At 68.2% G+C, this 16,166-nt stretch carries 20 protein-coding genes and 1 pseudogene; 6 read left to right on the top strand and 15 right to left on the bottom strand.

Annotated elements, in window-relative coordinates:
• Positions 1–19: 19 nt before the first annotated feature.
• On the bottom strand, positions 20–340 hold the full coding sequence (sugE, locus tag E8M83_RS08135; protein WP_137172866.1) for a quaternary ammonium compound efflux SMR transporter SugE: 321 nt from the start codon (positions 338–340) through the stop codon (positions 20–22).
• Positions 341–447: 107 nt separating this feature from the next.
• Between sugE and E8M83_RS08130 the strand changes: the two genes are divergently transcribed.
• Both E8M83_RS08130 and E8M83_RS08125 read left to right on the top strand, forming a co-directional pair.
• A complete protein-coding gene (locus E8M83_RS08130; RefSeq protein ID WP_137172865.1) occupies positions 448–1,350 on the top strand; it encodes a LysR family transcriptional regulator in 903 nt (300 codons plus the stop codon).
• Between the two features lie 140 nt (positions 1,351–1,490).
• Positions 1,491–1,913 carry a hemerythrin domain-containing protein gene (locus E8M83_RS08125; RefSeq protein WP_137172864.1) on the top strand — a complete coding sequence of 141 codons (423 nt, stop codon included), beginning with the start codon at positions 1,491–1,493 and terminating at the stop codon, positions 1,911–1,913.
• Positions 1,914–1,951: 38 nt separating this feature from the next.
• Here E8M83_RS08125 and E8M83_RS08120 read toward each other — a convergent pair whose 3' ends face one another.
• Positions 1,952–2,401 (bottom strand): Rrf2 family transcriptional regulator, encoded by a 450-nt coding sequence (locus E8M83_RS08120; protein WP_137172863.1) that lies wholly within the window; start codon positions 2,399–2,401, stop codon positions 1,952–1,954.
• 147 nt (positions 2,402–2,548) lie between these two features.
• Here E8M83_RS08120 and E8M83_RS08115 point away from each other — a divergent pair, with 147 nt between their 5' ends.
• Positions 2,549–3,175 carry a response regulator transcription factor gene (locus E8M83_RS08115; protein WP_137172862.1) on the top strand — a complete coding sequence of 209 codons (627 nt, stop codon included), beginning with the start codon at positions 2,549–2,551 and terminating at the stop codon, positions 3,173–3,175.
• A gap of 1 nt (position 3,176) precedes the next feature.
• On the opposite strand, the gene E8M83_RS08110 is transcribed toward E8M83_RS08115, so the two are convergent.
• The 6 genes from E8M83_RS08110 to E8M83_RS08085 all read right to left on the bottom strand — a co-directional run bounded on the left by E8M83_RS08110 (position 3,177) and on the right by E8M83_RS08085 (position 8,864).
• A complete protein-coding gene (locus E8M83_RS08110) occupies positions 3,177–3,776 on the bottom strand; it encodes a hypothetical protein (protein ID WP_137172861.1) in 600 nt (199 codons plus the stop codon).
• Positions 3,777–4,421, bottom strand: coding sequence for an SCO family protein (locus E8M83_RS08105; RefSeq protein ID WP_137172860.1), 645 nt, complete (start codon positions 4,419–4,421; stop codon positions 3,777–3,779).
• A complete protein-coding gene (locus E8M83_RS08100) occupies positions 4,399–4,992 on the bottom strand; it encodes a cytochrome c (RefSeq protein WP_137172859.1) in 594 nt (197 codons plus the stop codon). The genes E8M83_RS08105 and E8M83_RS08100 overlap by 23 nt, the downstream gene beginning before the upstream one ends.
• The gene (locus tag E8M83_RS08095) at positions 4,989–5,591 is read right to left on the bottom strand and encodes a cbb3-type cytochrome c oxidase subunit II (protein ID WP_137172858.1); all 603 of its coding nucleotides are present in this window, start codon (positions 5,589–5,591) and stop codon (positions 4,989–4,991) included. Before E8M83_RS08095 ends, E8M83_RS08100 begins: the two co-directional genes overlap by 4 nt.
• 16 nt (positions 5,592–5,607) lie before the next feature.
• Positions 5,608–7,266 (bottom strand): cbb3-type cytochrome c oxidase subunit I, encoded by a 1,659-nt coding sequence (locus E8M83_RS08090; RefSeq protein ID WP_137172857.1) that lies wholly within the window; start codon positions 7,264–7,266, stop codon positions 5,608–5,610.
• Between the two features lie 161 nt (positions 7,267–7,427).
• Complete coding sequence (locus E8M83_RS08085) at positions 7,428–8,864, bottom strand: PLP-dependent aminotransferase family protein (protein WP_137172856.1); 1,437 nt, start codon at positions 8,862–8,864, stop codon at positions 7,428–7,430.
• A gap of 241 nt (positions 8,865–9,105) precedes the next feature.
• Here E8M83_RS08085 and E8M83_RS08080 point away from each other — a divergent pair, with 241 nt between their 5' ends.
• Both E8M83_RS08080 and E8M83_RS26520 read left to right on the top strand, forming a co-directional pair.
• Positions 9,106–9,657 (top strand): EF-hand domain-containing protein, encoded by a 552-nt coding sequence (locus E8M83_RS08080; RefSeq protein WP_137172855.1) that lies wholly within the window; start codon positions 9,106–9,108, stop codon positions 9,655–9,657.
• Positions 9,658–9,661: 4 nt separating this feature from the next.
• A pseudogene (locus E8M83_RS26520) lies at positions 9,662–9,985 on the top strand (transcriptional regulator); the annotation flags it as partial.
• A 54-nt stretch (positions 9,986–10,039) separates the two neighbouring features.
• On the opposite strand, the gene E8M83_RS08070 reads toward E8M83_RS26520, so the two are convergent.
• Positions 10,040–11,548 (bottom strand): HD domain-containing phosphohydrolase, encoded by a 1,509-nt coding sequence (locus E8M83_RS08070; RefSeq protein WP_137172854.1) that lies wholly within the window; start codon positions 11,546–11,548, stop codon positions 10,040–10,042.
• 30 nt (positions 11,549–11,578) lie between these two features.
• Positions 11,579–12,037, bottom strand: a complete 459-nt coding sequence (locus E8M83_RS08065; RefSeq protein ID WP_137172853.1) for a carboxymuconolactone decarboxylase family protein — start codon at positions 12,035–12,037, stop codon at positions 11,579–11,581.
• A gap of 243 nt (positions 12,038–12,280) precedes the next feature.
• On the opposite strand from E8M83_RS08065, the gene E8M83_RS08060 reads away from it, so the two are divergent.
• Positions 12,281–13,096, top strand: a complete 816-nt coding sequence (locus tag E8M83_RS08060; protein WP_137172852.1) for an SDR family oxidoreductase — start codon at positions 12,281–12,283, stop codon at positions 13,094–13,096.
• Positions 13,097–13,107: 11 nt separating this feature from the next.
• Here the strand turns inward: E8M83_RS08060 and E8M83_RS08055 are convergent, their stop codons facing one another.
• From E8M83_RS08055 to fliS, 5 genes are read right to left on the bottom strand one after another with little or no spacing between them, the layout of a single operon-like run.
• Positions 13,108–13,857: a flagellar brake protein gene (locus E8M83_RS08055; protein WP_137172851.1), complete on the bottom strand. Its 750-nt coding sequence runs from the start codon at positions 13,855–13,857 to the stop codon at positions 13,108–13,110.
• The gene (locus E8M83_RS08050; RefSeq protein WP_137172850.1) at positions 13,850–14,209 is read right to left on the bottom strand and encodes an EscU/YscU/HrcU family type III secretion system export apparatus switch protein; all 360 of its coding nucleotides are present in this window, start codon (positions 14,207–14,209) and stop codon (positions 13,850–13,852) included. The genes E8M83_RS08055 and E8M83_RS08050 overlap by 8 nt, the downstream gene beginning before the upstream one ends.
• Entirely contained in the window at positions 14,202–15,335 is a 1,134-nt protein-coding gene (locus E8M83_RS08045) for a flagellar hook-length control protein FliK (RefSeq protein WP_137172849.1), read from the bottom strand. The genes E8M83_RS08050 and E8M83_RS08045 overlap by 8 nt, the downstream gene beginning before the upstream one ends.
• A 15-nt stretch (positions 15,336–15,350) precedes the next feature.
• The gene (locus E8M83_RS08040; RefSeq protein WP_137172971.1) at positions 15,351–15,680 is read right to left on the bottom strand and encodes a flagellar protein FliT; all 330 of its coding nucleotides are present in this window, start codon (positions 15,678–15,680) and stop codon (positions 15,351–15,353) included.
• 14 nt (positions 15,681–15,694) lie between these two features.
• Positions 15,695–16,147 carry a flagellar export chaperone FliS gene (fliS, locus tag E8M83_RS08035; RefSeq protein ID WP_137172848.1) on the bottom strand — a complete coding sequence of 151 codons (453 nt, stop codon included), beginning with the start codon at positions 16,145–16,147 and terminating at the stop codon, positions 15,695–15,697.
• Between the last annotated feature and the right edge of the window lie 19 nt (positions 16,148–16,166).

Below are 16,166 nucleotides of genomic sequence, written 5' to 3'. Positions count from 1 at the left end.
ACATGATTCCAGGAAAACTTCAGGCCGGGCTGGCGAGCTTCAACCCGATGATACCGGCCGCGATCAGGCCGATACAGGCAATGCGCGCCAGGTTGGCCGATTCGCCGAACAGCAGGATGCCGACCAGCGCCGTGCCGACCGCACCGATGCCGGTCCAGATCGCGTAGGCCGTTCCCAGCGGTAGTGTCTTCATCGCCTGCGACAACAGGCCAAAACTGACGGCCATTGCGGCGATGGTGCCGACTGTCGGCCACAGGCGCGTGAATCCTTCCGTGTATTTCAGGCCGACAGCCCATACGATCTCGAACAACCCCGCCAAAAACAACACCAGCCATACCATGATTTCTCTCCTCGATGAAATGCGGCAACGATCGCCGCTGTTGGTGAACGCATCATATGTGAATCGAGATGATGGAAAAAGTCAGAAGCTATCAGTATGATTGATAGATGGCTTTCGATCTCGATCATCTGCGCATCCTGCTTGCCGCCGTCGACAACGGCTCGTTCTCGGCCGCCGCGCGCTCCTTGGGGCGCGTCCCCTCCGCCGTCAGCATGGCCATCGCCAACCTTGAAGCCGAGCTCGGCCTGGAACTGTTCGACCGCAGCGGCCGTGAACCGCGCCCGACCGGGCATGCGATGGCGTTGCTGCCGCAGGCGCGCCTGCTGGTCGAGCAACTGCGCCTGCTGAACCAGCACGCGCTGTCGCTGAGCCAGGAGCTGGAACCATCGTTGACCCTGGTACTGGTGCCCGAGCTGATGGCCGCCGCCCCCTGGCACGACGCACTGCGCGCGCTGTCCGACGAATTCCCCTTGCTGGAAGTGAATGTCTTGAGCGCCGCACAAGCCGACGCCCTGGCGATGTTGCAGGACGGCCGCGCCGACCTGGCGCTGGTATTTGAGCGCTATGGTATGGACCCGCGCGAAGGCTTCCAGGAAGTCGCCCACGAAACCCTGGTGGCGGTGCTGGCGCCCGATCATCCATTACTGCAGCGCATGCCGGCCGGTACGATCCGCGACCAGCACCTGCTGGGCGAGCGCCAGATCGTGATGGCCGGCCGCCACGCCGACCAGGTCGACAAGCGCATCGCCATGTCACGCCTGCAATGGAAGACCGACAACCCGGTCGCCGCGCTGAGCCTGGTGACGGCCGGCCTGGGCTGGGCCTGGCTCCCAGCCGGCTTCGTGCGTGCGCCGTTGGCCGATGGCCAGCTGGTGCACATCCCTTCCGCCAATTTCACCAACGTGATGCGCTTGTTCGTCGATGTGGTGTGGGCCAATGCCCGTCCCCAGGGGCTGGCGGCGCGGCGTTTCGTCGCCCTGCTGAACGAGCGCCGCACCCTTATCGGCTGACGCACGCACATGGGCCAAGATGTGTTCGTCGTCGCGGTCCATTGGAAAAACAAGCATAACGTTTGCATCTTTAATCGAGTCGCATTACACTTGGTCAACTGCTGAGCGCAAGCCTCGGTAGACAGACGAAGGAAGCGATCATGAACATCGATAAATTCAAGCATCAGCACCTCGACATCCTCGACAGCATCGACCGCCTGCGCGCCAGCAGCCAGGAAGGCGTGGCCGAACACGCGGACGAGATTGCCGCCCAGATCGTGGCGATGAGCGGGGTGGTGCGGCTGCACCTGGCGGTCGAGAACGAGACCCTGTATCCGGCGCTGGCCAGGGGCGAGCTGCGCCTGGCGCGCATGAGCCAGGCCTACCAGAATGAAATGGGCGATATCGCTGCCGAGTACCTGGCGTTCGCCGGACGCTGGAACCTGGCCAGCCGGCTGGCGAAGGCGCCCGAGCAGTTCAGGCAAGAGGCGAACCGGGTGCTGCGCAATCTGTACCAGCGCATCCGGCGCGAAGACCGGGAATTCTATCCGGCAATCGAATCCGGAGCGCCGTCGCCAGCGTAGATACAGGGGGCGGCCAGCGGCCCGATCTGCTGCCGATCCTAGGCGGCCTTGCGGCGGTGCACGGTAACCGGCACTTCGCGCGGACGCGGCTCGGGCAGCAGGGAAGCCAGGGTGTGACGGTCGAGTTCGGCCAGATAGGCGGCGGTGGCATTGCCCAGCACGCCCTTGAGGCCGCACGCCTTGACCAGGCCGCAAGGCGTGCCGTTGGGGTCGAAGCACTCGGCCATGTAGAAGTCGCTCTCGCTCATGCGCACGATGGCGCCGACATTGATGTCCTTCGGCTCGTGCGCCAGGCGGAAACCGCCGTTGCGGCCACGAATGGTTTCGATGGTGCCGTTGCGCGCGAGCTCGTTGACCACCTTCATGAGGTGGTTTTTAGAAATGTTGTGCAGGTCCGCGATCTCCTGGATCGTCACCAGGCGACCGGGGTTGCTGCCCAGGTGCAGCAGCGTGCGCAACGTGTAATCGGTGAAGGAGGTCAGACGCATGATCGCCCAAGTATAACGCATCCAACGTAGCACCGACCGATACCCGGCGGCGCAATTTTTACATGTATTAACTTGCCGGACTTAACTTGCCGTTCCAATATGAACGAACGGGTAGCAAGCCCGACGCTGCTAAATCAGGAGTACACCATGCCTACCATTCCATCCGCCGTTCATATCATCCACACCGATCCGGTGATGACCGCCGGCCTGCACGCCATCCTCGCCGACCGCGCCGAATTGCGCGTCAGCACCCACTTGAGCCAGCCCGAGGCGCGGCAGGTGGCGCGCGTGCTGGTCGCCGACTACGACACCGGCCTGGCACTGGCGCGCCAGCCCGAGCATTCCGGCTTGCGCCGGCCCAGCGTGCTCATCGTCACCCAGCTCGACAAGGAGTGGGAAGTGCGCATCGCGATGGACGCGGGCGTGCATGGCTATGTGCTGCAGTCGTGCAGCCAGGACGAGCTGCTCAAGGCGGTCGCCTCGCTGGCCCAGGGCCAGCGCTACCTGAGCGAATCGGTGACGCGCAGCGTGGCCGACAGCCTGAGCCGCGAGAACCTCACCGGCCGCGAGACCGATGTGCTGCAATTGCTGGCCGAAGGATGCTGCAACAAGTCGATCGCGCGCAAGCTGGGCATCGGCGTGGGCACTGTCAAGACGCACGTCAAGGGCGTGATGAGCAAACTCGACGCCACCGCGCGCACCCATGCGGTGGTGGTCGCTACCCAGCGTGGCCTGATCCGTCCCGGCAGCGGCATCCGCAGCGCCTATAACTGACTCATCCACCACTCCGGTCCGGCGGACCAGGCTGCTGTGGCGGGTCGGCGAAGTGGCGGGCATTGACGATGCACCAGGCTATGCCCAGCACCAGCGCCAGGCCGACCAGCCAGCTGCCGGTGACGTCCTGGTCATCGAGCAGGTAGGCATTGCACAGGCGCTGCGGCAGTTCGCGGTACAGCATGCCGGCGATGGCCATCATGGCGCAGATATTGGCAACAAAAAACAGCTGGACCACGACGTGGGCGCGCCGCATGGCGCCGGGCAGCAGGGCGCCCAGTAGCAGCAGGCTGGCGAATTTCATGGCGTTCGCGAACGGTTCGTCGAGAGCCTGTTCCAGCGCGCGCGGAATCATCCAGTAGCTGGTGATAAATGCCGCGGCGCTGAGGGTGGCCAGGCCCTGCGCATCCCAGCGCAGCGCGCCCGGCGGCAGCCGCAGCCATGGCCGCAACAAGGCGCCGCAGGCAACCAGCAGCGGCAGCTGCACCAGCATATGGCGCCACATGGTCGCTTCCAGCGGCGCCCGGGTGGCCAGCAGCCCGGCCAGCAAGGCGGGGCCGATCCAGCGCGCCAGGCGCGCGCGGTGCATGTCGATTGCCATCTACGCTCCTTCGACGGCGCGCGCCAGCGCAGCCGCCAGTGCGGCGTCCGGTTCGGTGTAGTCGACGATGCGCACCAGGCGCCCGCTGCGGTCGACCACGTGGAAGGCCGCGTTGTGCTCGAATTCGCCCAGCGGCGCCGGCACCACGATCACGCCGAAGGCATCGAGCAGGCCTTGCCGTTCGCCGGCGTCGGGGATGCCGTACAGGCGCCACACGCCGGGATCGGTCTTCATCATGCGGCCATACCCGTCCAGCGCGCGCGCATCGTCGCGCGGGTCGAAGCTGATCGTCACCAGGCGCACCTTGTCGCCTGCGCCGTGCGCCAGGATCTGTTCCTGCATCGTCTGCAGCTCGGTGCCGACCACGCGGCAGACCGACTGGCAGCGCGCATAAATAAAGGTGACCAGGGCGATGCGGCCGTCGCGCGCCAGTTCGTCGGCCAGGAGGATCGTGTTGCCGTCGGCGCCCGCCAGGCGGGCCGGCGGCGCGGGGACGGGGCGCTCGGCCACCGCGATGCGGCGCGCGCCCTCGGTCGAGATCGCGCGAAAGCCGCTGCTGCCATGGTACAGGGCGGCGCTGCCGGCAAGTACCACGGCCAGCACGGCCAGCAGGGTCGGCTTGCTACTTGAACGCGGCGAGTTCATCGTCGCCTTGCCATGGCGCCGTGCGCGCGCTGCTGGCGCTGCGGGCCTCGGCGACCAGTTTGGCGTCGACCGCGTCGGCGCGGTTGCCGAACTGGCTGCGGATATGGGTCAGCAGCGCCGCCATCTCGGCATCGTCCAGCTTGTCCTTGAACGGCGGCATCATGCCGTTATAGGCGGCGCCTTTCACCGTCAGCGTGCCCGAGACGCCGTGCAGCACGATCTGCGCCAGGCGGTTCGCGTCGCCCGTCACCCATTCGGATTCGGCCAGCGGCGGGAACACGCCGGCCAGGCCCAGGCCGCTGGCCTGGTGGCAGGCCACGCACTGGGCGTTGTAGATCTGGGCGCCGTCGACCTTGGCGCCCGGCGCCGGCCCCTGCAGGGTGGACAGGGTGCGGTGGTCGCCGAAGGCGGCGTCGTCGTTGCTCTGCGTGATATAGATGTAGCCGATACCCCAGGCCACCAGGCCGATCACCAGGGCCAGCAGCGGTTTCGGGAACGGGCGCTCGCCCTCGGTCGGATCGGGGTTCTCGCGTCGCTGGGCGCGTTCATGGTCATGCTGCTGCTGGCTCATTTGCGTTCCCTCTGCGTGCCGATGGTCTCGACCGCCGGATAGGTATGGTCCAGGCCCACCAGGTAGGCCACCAGGTCGAGCGCTTCCTGGCGCGCCACCACGACCTTGCCGGCCGGCGTGTAGCCGCGCGGCAGCGTCACCACGCGGTCGCCTTCCTCGGCCTTGTCCTTGACCTCGAACAGATAGGGATAGGCCGGCATGATGGAGCCGGCCACATACGCCCGCGGCTGGTACATATGGCCCAGGTGCCAGTCGACGCTGGGCTGGCGCGCGCCGATGTTGAACAGGTCGGGCCCGGTGCGCATGGTGCCCAGCAGGTGCGGCTTGTCGTAGAAATAATCGGCCGCCACCGAGGCGCGGCCCCAGCCGCGCTTGTCGTCCGGCGCCTGTACGGGATCGCGCGGTTGCTGCGAGTGGCAGTAGATGCAGCCGTTGGCGATGTACACCTGGCGTCCGCGCAGCTCGGCCGAGGAATACGGCTTCAGGCCCGGCGGCGGCTCGCCGCCCTTGAGCTGCATGTGCGGGATCACCACCAGCGCCGATGTCGCCAGCGCCAGCGTCACCATCGCGCCGCCCAGCAGTTTGAGTTCGTCCTGCATGGTAGTCCCTTTTTCTTCAGGCGGCCTTGGGGACCGCGGTCTGTTTCGGATAGTCGTTCAGCAGCGCCGCGCCTTCGCGCGCCACGCCGCGGCGGGTCGCCATCAGCACGAAGTGGATCGCGAACACCAGGTGGCCCAGGCCCATGATGGAACCGCCCACCGAACGGCTTTTGAGCCAGGGGATGGTCACGTTGACCGAATCCATGAACGGGCGCGTCGCGTCCAGCATGGCCAGGCCCTGCAGCCAGCCGCCGATCGACAGGCCGACGAAATAGATGCAAAAGCCCACCGTCACCAGCCAGAAGTGCAGCGAGATCAGGCCCGGATACGGCCACTCCCAGTCCATCACGCGCGGCATCACGAAGTACACGGCGCCGAACATGACCAGGGTGAAGAAGCCGTACATGCCCAGGTGGGCGTGGGCCACCGTAAAGTGGGTGAAGTGCGCCACCGTGTTCACGCTGCGCAGCGCCTCGATCGAGCCCTGGATCGAACTCAAGGTGTACATCATCCCGCCCAGCACGATGAAGCGCAGCGTGGGCGAATCCCACAGGCGCTTGAAATTGCCCTTCATGGTCAGGTGCTGGTTGATCGAGAACGCCAGCACCGGCACGATCATCATCACGCTCTGCACGATCGATAGCGTGATCAGCCAGCCCGGCACCGGGCCGCCGATCAGGTGGTGGCCGCCGACCTGGCCGTAGAAGAAGGCCAGGCCCCAGAAACCGACCAGCGACAGGTTGTACGACTGGATCGGGCGGCCGATGATCTTCGGTAAAAAGTAATACACGCAGGCCAGGGCCATCGGCGTGTAGAACAGGCCCAGCACGTTGTGGCCGAACCACCAGTTCATGGCCGCCTGCTGCACGCCGAAGTGCATCGCCGGCAGGTTCCCGACCAGGAACAGGGTAGGGAACCAGAACAGCGCCGCGCCCATGTACCAGACCGAGACATACAGGTGGCGCACGGTGCGCGCCTGCAGCGTGTACACCAGCGGCAGGCCCACCAGGGCGCCGCCGAGCACGAACAGGAAGTCGACTTGCCATGGGATCTCGAGCCACTCCATGCCATCGCTGATGCCGACCGCGATGCAGCCCAGGCCCGCGATCAGGGCCGCGTTCCACACCATGGCGCCCGCGATCGCGTAGCGCGCGCCGGCCAGCGGCGTCTTGAGCAGGCGCGGCAGCAGCCACATCGCCAGCCCCAGCGCCGCCGTCGGCGCCCAGCCATAGGCCACAGCGTTCAGGTGGATGGTGCGCATGCGGCCGAAGGTGAGCCAGGCCTGGTTCACCAGCAGGTCGGGCTCGTGCAGCTTGATGGAGCTGAGCAGGCCCGCGGCGGTCGCCACCAGCAGCCAGACCACGGAGCTGGCCAGGAACAGGAAGGTCACGAGGGAACTCGAGCGGTCGGCCTCGACCCGTGCCTGCAGTTCTTCCTCGAGCTGGCGCGCCTGGTCAGGGCTGAGCGGCGGCGCGGCGTCGCGCGCGGCCTGGGCGGCAGCCTGGCTGGGGGTCGCGGCGGGGTCGTCGCTGCGGCCGATCTCGCCTTCCGAGAAGATGGTGCGGGCCGCGGCGGGACTGGCCTCGAACAGGCGGTTGCGCAGCGACCAGATGAAGATCGCCAATCCCGTCACCGAGAGGATGAACGAGGACAGCAGGATGGTCATGGTATTCATGGCGGGTCCGGGCGAGAGGGGTTCGGCCCAGGCGCGAACGCGCAGGCCAGTAAAAAGATGCTTCAAAGATACGAAATGGGGAGGTGCGCGGCAATATGGCATAGGGTAGAGCGCACCGCCGCGGCCGCTGCGTTACCCTCGCGCGCAGCGGAGAATCCGCTTTATGGGGTAGGGCGCTCCAGCGCCTGCGCCACGCGCCGCGCCAGCTCTTCGGCATGAACGCTGCTGGCCACATTGGTGAAGTTCATCAGGAGCGCGCTGCGGGTGGGCGTGCCGGCGTAGAAGTCGGCCAGCGGCAGCGGCGCCAGGCCATGCTCGCGCAGGCGCGCGGCCAGCAGGCGGTCGGCGCCGGGCGCGACTTCGGCCACCATGTTCAGGCCGCCGGCCTGGGGCAGGATCGTGGCGTGCTCGCCGAAGGCCGGCGCCAGCGCCCGCGCCGTATGCTCGCGCCGCTCGGCGTACAGGCGGCGCATGGCCTGCACATGGCGCACGAAGTGGCCGTCCTGCATGAATTCGCACAGGATGCCCTGGGTGAGCGCCGGGCAGCCGTTGCTGACCAGGCAGGCGGCGTCCTCGAAGCGTTCGACCAGCTCGGGCGGCACCACCACATAGGACAGGCGCAGCCCTGGGAACATCACCTTGCTGAAGCTGCCGCTATAGATCACGCGGCCGGCGCGGTCCATGCTGGCCAGGGCCGGCGGCGGGCGGCCGCTGTAGCGGAACTCGCCGTCGTAGTCGTCCTCGACGATCCAGGCGTCGTGGGCGCCGGCCCAGTCGAGCAAGGCCTGGCGCCGCGCGGGCGGCATCCCGACCGTGAGCGGGCACTGGTGGCCCGGCGTGACCACCGCCATGCGCGCGCCGGGCGCCAGCAGCGCGGCGCGCGCCACGTCCAGGCCGTGCTCGTCGACCGGCGCCGGGCGCGGTACATAGCCCAGGCCCGCCAGCAGGTGGCGCGTGGGCGGAAAGCCCGGCTCCTCGGTCCACACCATGTCGCCGCGCGCCAGCAGCGCATGCGCGACCAGGCCCAGGGCTTCGCGGTAGCCGGCGCAGACGAATACCTGGCATGGCATGCAGTCGATGCCGCGCGAGAGCTTCAGGTAGCTGGCGATGGCGGTGCGCAAGGCAGGGGCGCCGAAGGTCGATTCCTTCAGCAGGTGGCGGGTCTGCAGGGAGCGCGCGGTGCGCGCCGCCATGCGCGCCCACACCTTGCGCGGGAAGGCGTCCAGCGCCGGCAATCCCATCTGGAACGGCAGCGGCGCGACGGCGCTGCTCGCATCCAGCGGCAGCGGCCGCGCGCGCGGCGCCACCTTGGCGCGCGCCACGGGGCCCTGCTGGGGCGTGCGGCGCGCGATCACCGAGCCGGCCGCGCCGCGCACTTCCAGGTAGCCTTCGGCCGACAACAGGGCGTAGGCGGCGGCCACCGTTCCGCGCGCCAGGCCGAGCTCCCCGGCCAGCACGCGGGTGGCGGGAATGCGGTCGCCCGCCTTGAGCATGCCGGTGTCGACCGCCTCGCGCACGCGGGCGTGGATCTGGCGGTACAGCGGGACCGGGCTGCTGGTATCGAAGGTCAGGTAGTCGCTGACGGACAAGTCTTGCATTGGAATCGATTCCCTCCTCAGCAGGCGATTATGCACTTGGACCGGTAGTCAAGGAAGCGCGAACTGGTCCAAGATGGGCTTGGTTCATTGTAATAATCCGATCTTGGCCCAGGAGGCCGGTAGCGCGCCATGCGACTTTCCATCGGCGGCGCGATGGCCCCAGCGCTTGGCCCGATCTTGGCTCTTTATCCGGTGCGCATTACGGGAGACGATGGCAGTCCCGATCCATGATGGAGCAACCATGCAGATTTCATCGAAGCTGCCGTCGCTGGCGGCGTCCGGCGGCCAGGGCGCCAGGCCTGCGGGCTCGCGTATCCCATTCGACATCGCCAGCGCGCGCGCCGATTCGAACGAAGACCGGCGCCGTCTCGAAGAAAACGCCGCGCGCCACGCCGACGCCATTGCCAGTTTCGCCAGCCAGGGCCTGAAGTTGACCCAGGGCTCCTACACCATGCTGTTCAAGCAGGAGCTTGCGAGGTCGATCGATGCCGACAGCGACGGCACGATCGGCGTCGACGAACTGGCGGCAGGGCTCGGCGGCGGGCAGGACCTGGAGCGCGCCGGCCGCCTGCATGCGCTGCTCGACATCGACGGCGACGGCAGCCTGGGACTGGAAGAATTCGGCGACAGCGTGCGCGACCCCTTCCGCGATCCCGACTTTCGCCGCCAGCTCGAACAGCGCGGCCCGATGGACCCCGCTGCCCTGGGCGCGCTGCACCGGCGCCATGCGGCCCAGTACGACGCCGCGACGGTGCTGGGCGCGATGATGCGCGCGGTCGATACCGTGGCTTGATGATGTGCGGCGCGCAGCAGGCGCGCCTTGCAGGAGAAGAATCGTGAAAATTGGTTGGCGCATCGGACCATGCGCGCTGTTTCCGCGGCGCCGGCGGCTCGAATCCGGCGGTTGCGAAGTGACGCTCGGTTCGCGCGCCTTCGACCTGCTGGTGTGCCTGGTACGGCGCGCCGGCGAGGTGGTGGGCAAGGAAGAACTGCTGCGCACGGTGTGGTCGGGCGTGGTGGTCGAGGAAGCGAATCTGCGGGTGCACGTCTCGAACCTGCGCAAGGCGCTGGCCGCGGTGGCGCCTGGAGCAGGCGACTGGATCGTCAACGTGCCGCTGCGCGGCTACATGTTCCGCGGCCCCGTCGAGCGCATCGGGCCGCAGTCATCTGTCGCGCTAGATGAGCCCGAGCGTGAGGGCCTTGAGGGTGGCGGCAGCGCGGGTGGAGCAATCGAGCTTGCGAAAGATGCTCTCGACGTGGGTGCGCACGGTGCTGGGGCTGATGCGCATCGCGCGCGCGGCCTCCTTGTTGCTCTCCCCGAGGCTGATGCGCTGCAAGACCTCGGCCTCGCGCGCCGACAGCGTGGCGCGTACCGGCGCACCGGCGCCAACGGCGCCGCCCGGCGCGGCGCGAACGCCCGCCGCCGCGGCCAGGACGGCGTCTACCGCTGCGCGGTCGAAGCGCCCGCCCGTCACCTGGGCTTCGAGCAGGGCGGTGGCCGCCGCCGGCTCATGGGCCGCGCGCCAGGGGCGGGGCGAGCGCAGGGCTACCTGGGCGGCGGCCGCCCCCAGCAGGCGCTGCGGCGCACCGAGCATGCCCGCGTCCAGGCTCCTGAAATAACCGCTGCCATCGAGCCGTTCATAGACGTGCGACGCCAGTTGCGCATCCGGCCCGAGCCCCGGGATATGGCTGCCGGCGCGCGCGGTCCAGTAGGGCACCAGGCGCACGGCTTCCCAGTCGGCGGCGCTCAGTTTGCCGTTTCTCTCCCACACCGTGTTGGCCACGGCGGCGCGTCCGATCCCGTGCAGCAGGGCGGCGCGCGCCAGGCCGCGCTGCTGCGCCTCGGGCAGGCCGGCCAGCTGCGCGGCCTCTTGCGCCAGCACGGCGACGCGGCGCGAATAGCCGGCCAGCCAGGGCAGCTTCAGTTCGATCATGTCGGCCACCAGGGTGAGCGGCACCGAAACCGGAAGAAAATCCGGCTGTGGCGCCTGCTCCTCCACGGATTCCAGCTCGTCGAGCCAGGCGCGCGCATGGGGCGCCACCAGGGCCACCAGGCGCGCCGGATACTTGACGTCGCCCAGCTGCGCGACCATCTCCAGCGCGCGCCCGGCCCCGTGCACGCGCGACAGGATTTCGAGGTCGCCAGCCAGGTTGGCATGAAAGACCACGTCGGGCACCGCGTCGCCGCGCAGGCGATGCGGATTGCCGTTGCCGTCAAATTGCTCCCATACGTTGCGCAGGCCGCTTTCGACCGCGGCCGGCAAGCCCATCATGGCGGCGATATCGCCCGAGACTTCGCAGTGGATCTCGGCCAGCACGGTGGTGTCGGCCAGTTGCGTCGCCTGCTGCGGGTTGAGGGTGCGGCTGACCAGCGCATGGCGGCCGCCCACGTCGTCGCCCATCAGGGCGGCAAAGCCGGTCGCATTGGCGGTGCAGCCCGACCAGCGCAGCAGCGCCACCATGCGCGCGTGCTCGCAGGCCGCGGCGTCGCCGCCGGCGGCGGCGGCCACCCGCGCGGCCAGGCGCGCCGCACGCGCCGAGCCGTCGATCGGCTGGCCCATGCTCAGGTCGCCCACGATGGCGAGCAGGCCCATGGCCTGCGCCAGGGTCGCGGTGTCGTGGCCGTGCAGCGAAGCTGCGGGAAGCGACAGGGAAAAAGTGGTTGCGCGCGCGGCCGTGTCCATCGTTCCTCGTTCAATGAACCATGATTCCCTCTACATCCCCGGGGCGGGATGCACCGGAATCTGGTTGCGCAGACTCAGGTTGAGGAGGTTCCAACCGCGAATCGCGGCGATAGTATAGCCAAGTTCGGCGATCTCGTTCTCGCTGAAATGCTCGCGCAGGGCCGGCCACGCGGCATCGGTATCGTCGCGCTGCGGCAGCGCATTGACGGCGTCGGCCCAGCCCAGGGCGGCGCGTTCGCGCTCGCTGAAGAACGGCGATTCGCGCCATGCGGCCAGCGAATTCAGGTGACGCGGATCGGCGCCCTGCTTGACTAGGTCGCGCCAGTGCATGTCGATGCAGACGCCGCAGCCGTTGAGTTGCGAGACGCGCAGCTGGACCAGCTCGAACAGGCGCTCGCCGATCGAGCTCTGGCGGTTGGTCATCGACAGGTTGATCAGGGCCTTGAGGTTGGCGGGGGCCTGGGCGAACAGGTTGAGACGTGCGGACATGATGGGTTCCTTTCAGGTGGCGAGGACGCACTGTGCGGCCTTCTTGCAGATAAGACGAGTCACGCTGCGCGGGTGTGACATGGGCGCCGATCTTTTTGCCGCTATCCCTTTGGAGGCAAGTCAATTCCATGGCCTGCCGATGTGCCATGCCGGCCTCTCCCCGATTAAATAGGTATTTGAATTGAATCTTTAATCGCGGCTCGCTACACTTGTCCCGGCCAACAACTTGAAAGGGACATCCAAATGACGCAAGCAGCAAGCAAGGGGACCGCCGTGATCACCGGCGCATCGACGGGCATGGGCGCGGTGTATGCCGACCGCCTGGCGCGCCAGGGATATGACCTGATCCTCGTCGCGCGCGACGAAGAGCGCCTGGCGCGCGTCGCCAACCTGGTGAGCGCCGCCACCGACCGCCGGGTCGAGGTGCTGGTGGCCGACCTGACCGATGCCGGCGCGCTGCGCCGCGTCGAGGCGCTGCTGCGGGTGCGCGCCGACGTCGAGCTGTTGGTGAACAATGCCGGCATCGGCTCGGTCGCGCCGCTGGAGGGGGGCGACGTCGAGGCGATGGACCGGATGATCGCGCTGAACGTCACCGCGCCGACCCGCCTGACCTATGCGGTGGCCCCTGGCATGGCGGCGCGCGGCGCCGGGACCATCGTCAACGTGTCGTCGATCGTCGCGGTCGCGACCGAGATGATGAATGGGGTGTATGGCGCCAGCAAGTCCTATGTGCTGGCGTTTACCCAGGCGCTGCAGCACGAGTTCGGCGCCAAGGGCTTGCGCGTGCAGGCGGTGCTGCCGGGAGTGACCGCCACCGGCTTCTGGGACACGCTGGGGCATCCTTTGGAGCGTTTGCCGGCCGGGATCATCATGAGCGTGGAAGACCTGGTCGACGCCGCGCTGGCCGGCCTGGCGCAGGGCGAGCAGGTCACCATTCCGGGCCTGCACGATAGCGAAAAGTGGACCGCGTTCGATGCCGCGCGGCGCGAGCTGGCCGGGATGTTCGGCAATGCGGCGCCGGCGCCGCGCTACACCGCCGTGGCGCAGCCGGCTGCCTGATCCGCGACGATTTACGCCAGGCCCGCCAGCTTGGCGTTGCGCTCGCGTTCCAGCTTGGTGATATAGCGCTGCACGGCGGCCAGGGCGCCGCGCGAGATGTCGACGAACTGGCAGCCCAGGCGGCGGCTGGTCTTGTGGTTCAGCAGGGTGAGGTCGAGCGAGTTGCGGATCTCGAGCGAGGTCGCGATCGGCCCGATCTCGGGCAGCTCGATGCGGCAGCCTTCGATCACGCGGCCGACGCCGGTGCCCAGCTGGAGCTTGTTGTCGAGCAGGGCGATGCCGCCGACGCTGATGTCGTGCAGCGGGAATACGCCCATGCCGCCGCCGGCGTCGATCGGCACCGGGATCAGGGCGCGCACCGGATTGCTGACCGGGGTCGGCATCCGGTAGTACTCGCGCCGCTGCAGGCGGATCAGGGTGGGCGGGATGTCGGCGCGCAGCGCGGGCTCGCCGCGCCAGGTGGTGGTGGCCAAGCCGTCGGCGCCGAACAGGATGCGGATCTTGTCGAGCGTGGTTTCGCACTTGACGCGGCCGGCGGCCACGATGCGCTCGTTCTGGGCGCGGTCCACCGAGCGGTCGAGCACCACGGTGCCGCTGTCTTCGTCGACCGCCAGGATCGAGGTCACGCAGACATCGGCCTCGCCCTTGATCAGCATGCGAATCAGCTGGTTCTTTTCGCCGATCTGGCGCAGCAGCGCCACGACCTCGCGGCGCGATCCGACTTCGTAATCGTGCCAGTCTTCCAGTTCTGCTTCATTCATTGCTTGCTTCTGTCCTTGCCGCTGGTGCCAATGGGAGGTGGGGCGTCGGATCGGGCGCGGGAGGCAACAGCCCGCCATGTTGTCGAGCCGACTCTATATGATATAGCCATGCCAACAGTTCCGCAATCGCCCGGTACAGGGCCGGTGGAATCTCGCGGTCGAGATCGACCTGCATCAGCAGCGACACCAGCTCCTTCGATTCGTGCACGAACACGCCGGCGTCCTGGGCGCGCCGGATGATCTGCTCGGCGACCAGCCCCGATCCCTTCGCCACCACGGTCGGCGCCCGTTCGCCGGCGCCGTAGGCCAGCGCCACCGCGTTCTGGCGCCGCTTGTCGGCCGAATCAGTCATCGCCCTGGTCCTTCGCCTTGGCCGCGGCTGCGCGTGCATGCGCTTCAAACCCTGCCAGCGGCGTGCCCACCGCATCGAGCGCCCCGGCCAGTTCCGGCATGTGCCGGCGCAGCAGGTCGGCGGTAGCGTCGTCGGCCGCCGCGAACTGCACCTGCAGGGCGCCGTTCACCATGCGCAGCTGCGCCTCGAGTTCGCCCAACTGGGGAAAGCGCAGGCGCAGGCGCGAGTGCCAGATCGCTTGCTCGCCGTCTCCATCGCCGCCATGGGCTTCGCGCTGCACGTCCCACTCCATCGGCTGGCCCGGCCACAACTGGCCCTTCCAGGCCAGGTGCGACTGCTCCTGGGCTGCCAGCTGCATGCTGATGAACTGGGCGGTGGCGGGATCCTGCGGATTCGGGCGCACGCCATCGCGTGCGGCCTGCTGCTGCGGCTCGCTGGCCAGTTCGGACAGGGGCAGGGCGCCGCGCGCCCATTCGGCCACATGCGATTCGTAGAACAGGCCGCTCTTGCCGAAGGCCTGCTGCAGGCCGGCGGCAAGCAGGGCGGGATCGGCCCCGGGGCCGGCCATCAGCGGCGCGCGGCCGACGATGCTCGACAGCTGGCTCTCGGCCTTCTGGGCCGCGGCCAGCACGCCGGCCAGGGCCTGGGCGGTGGGGCTGAGGGTGGTGTTCTTCGCTTCGGTGCCGCCGGCGAAGGCTTGCGCGGCCATGGCGCCGCTGGACGCGAGCAAGGCGCTGGCACGGCCGACGGCGGCGCCCTCGCGGTACGACAGCGGCGCGTGCGCGGCGTCGGCATCGTCCTGCGGCGCGGGGCCGGCTTCGGCGAAAGCGGTGGTCGTTTGCGAACCGACCTGGAAGGTGGGCCGCGGATGCAGGCCGACCAGGGTCAGCGGCACGTCGGCGCCGACCTGGGCGCCGGGCGGCAGCTGCATGCGGGCCTGGGTCTCGGCGAACTTGACGACGAAGCTGCCGTCGGTGAGCCGGGCCTGGATCGCGCCGTGGAGCGCCTTGCCCAGCAGCGGAGCGACTTCGCGCGCGAAGGCTTGCTGGCGCGGATCGGCGGCCGGTTCGGCCGGCCGCGCCGGGGTGACAGGCGTAACGCTGCCGACGAGTTCACGCGGCAGCATCCCGCCCCTCCATCATCAGACGCCGTAGGCGCGCACCACGCGGCGTTCGGTCGAGGTGCTCTTCATCATGGAGGCCAGGTGCGCCATCCATGGCATGGTCAGGTCGCGGATCTGGCGGTCGAAATCGAGCATGCGGCGGATCGCGTCGACCTTGCGCAGGCGTTCCGGGCCCGCCAGCGGGGCGCCGCCTTCATTCGCCTTCAGGCGGTTTGCATGGCGCGCGCATTCCTTTTCCAGCTCGGCCAGGCGGTCCCACTCGTTGGAGGTGGCCGCATCGAGCATGCGCTCGGTGATGCCGACCATGGTTTCATACACCGTCACGACTTCCTGTCCGCTCATCGTCATCGTCATCATTCTCTTTACGCGCTCATCAGGGTGGGGGCTTTCTGGATCGCCGGCAGCATCGGCTCGGACGCTTCCTGCTGCTCGCCGATCTGGACCCAGGCGCCGCGCAGGTCGGCCATCAGGCCGTGGATTTCTTCGACGATCGCTGCATCGTTCTTGATGTTCGCTTCCAGCAGGCGGCGGCTCATGTAGTCGTACAGCGAGTCCAGGTTGACAGCGATCTCGCCGCCGGCCTTCTTGTCGAGCGAGGCGCGCAGGCCGTTGTCGATGATCGTGATGGCCTTCGAGATCGAGGCGCCCTTAATGGCGATGTTCGACGACTTGATGCCGTTGATGGCGCTGAGCAGGGCGACGATCACGCCGTCGTACAGCATCACGACCAGCTTGTGCGGCGAGGCGGCGGCGACGCCGGTTTCCAGGCCGACCGTGGCGTAGGCGCCAACACCGCGTTTAGGGGTTCCAAACATGTGATTCTCCAGTAATGCT

It is taken from the genome of Massilia sp. HP4 (assembly GCF_005222695.1).
GTDB lineage: Bacteria > Pseudomonadota > Gammaproteobacteria > Burkholderiales > Burkholderiaceae_D > Telluria.
The sequence above is the reverse complement of the archived record's forward strand: the minus strand, read 5'-3'. Positions and strand labels throughout refer to the sequence as shown.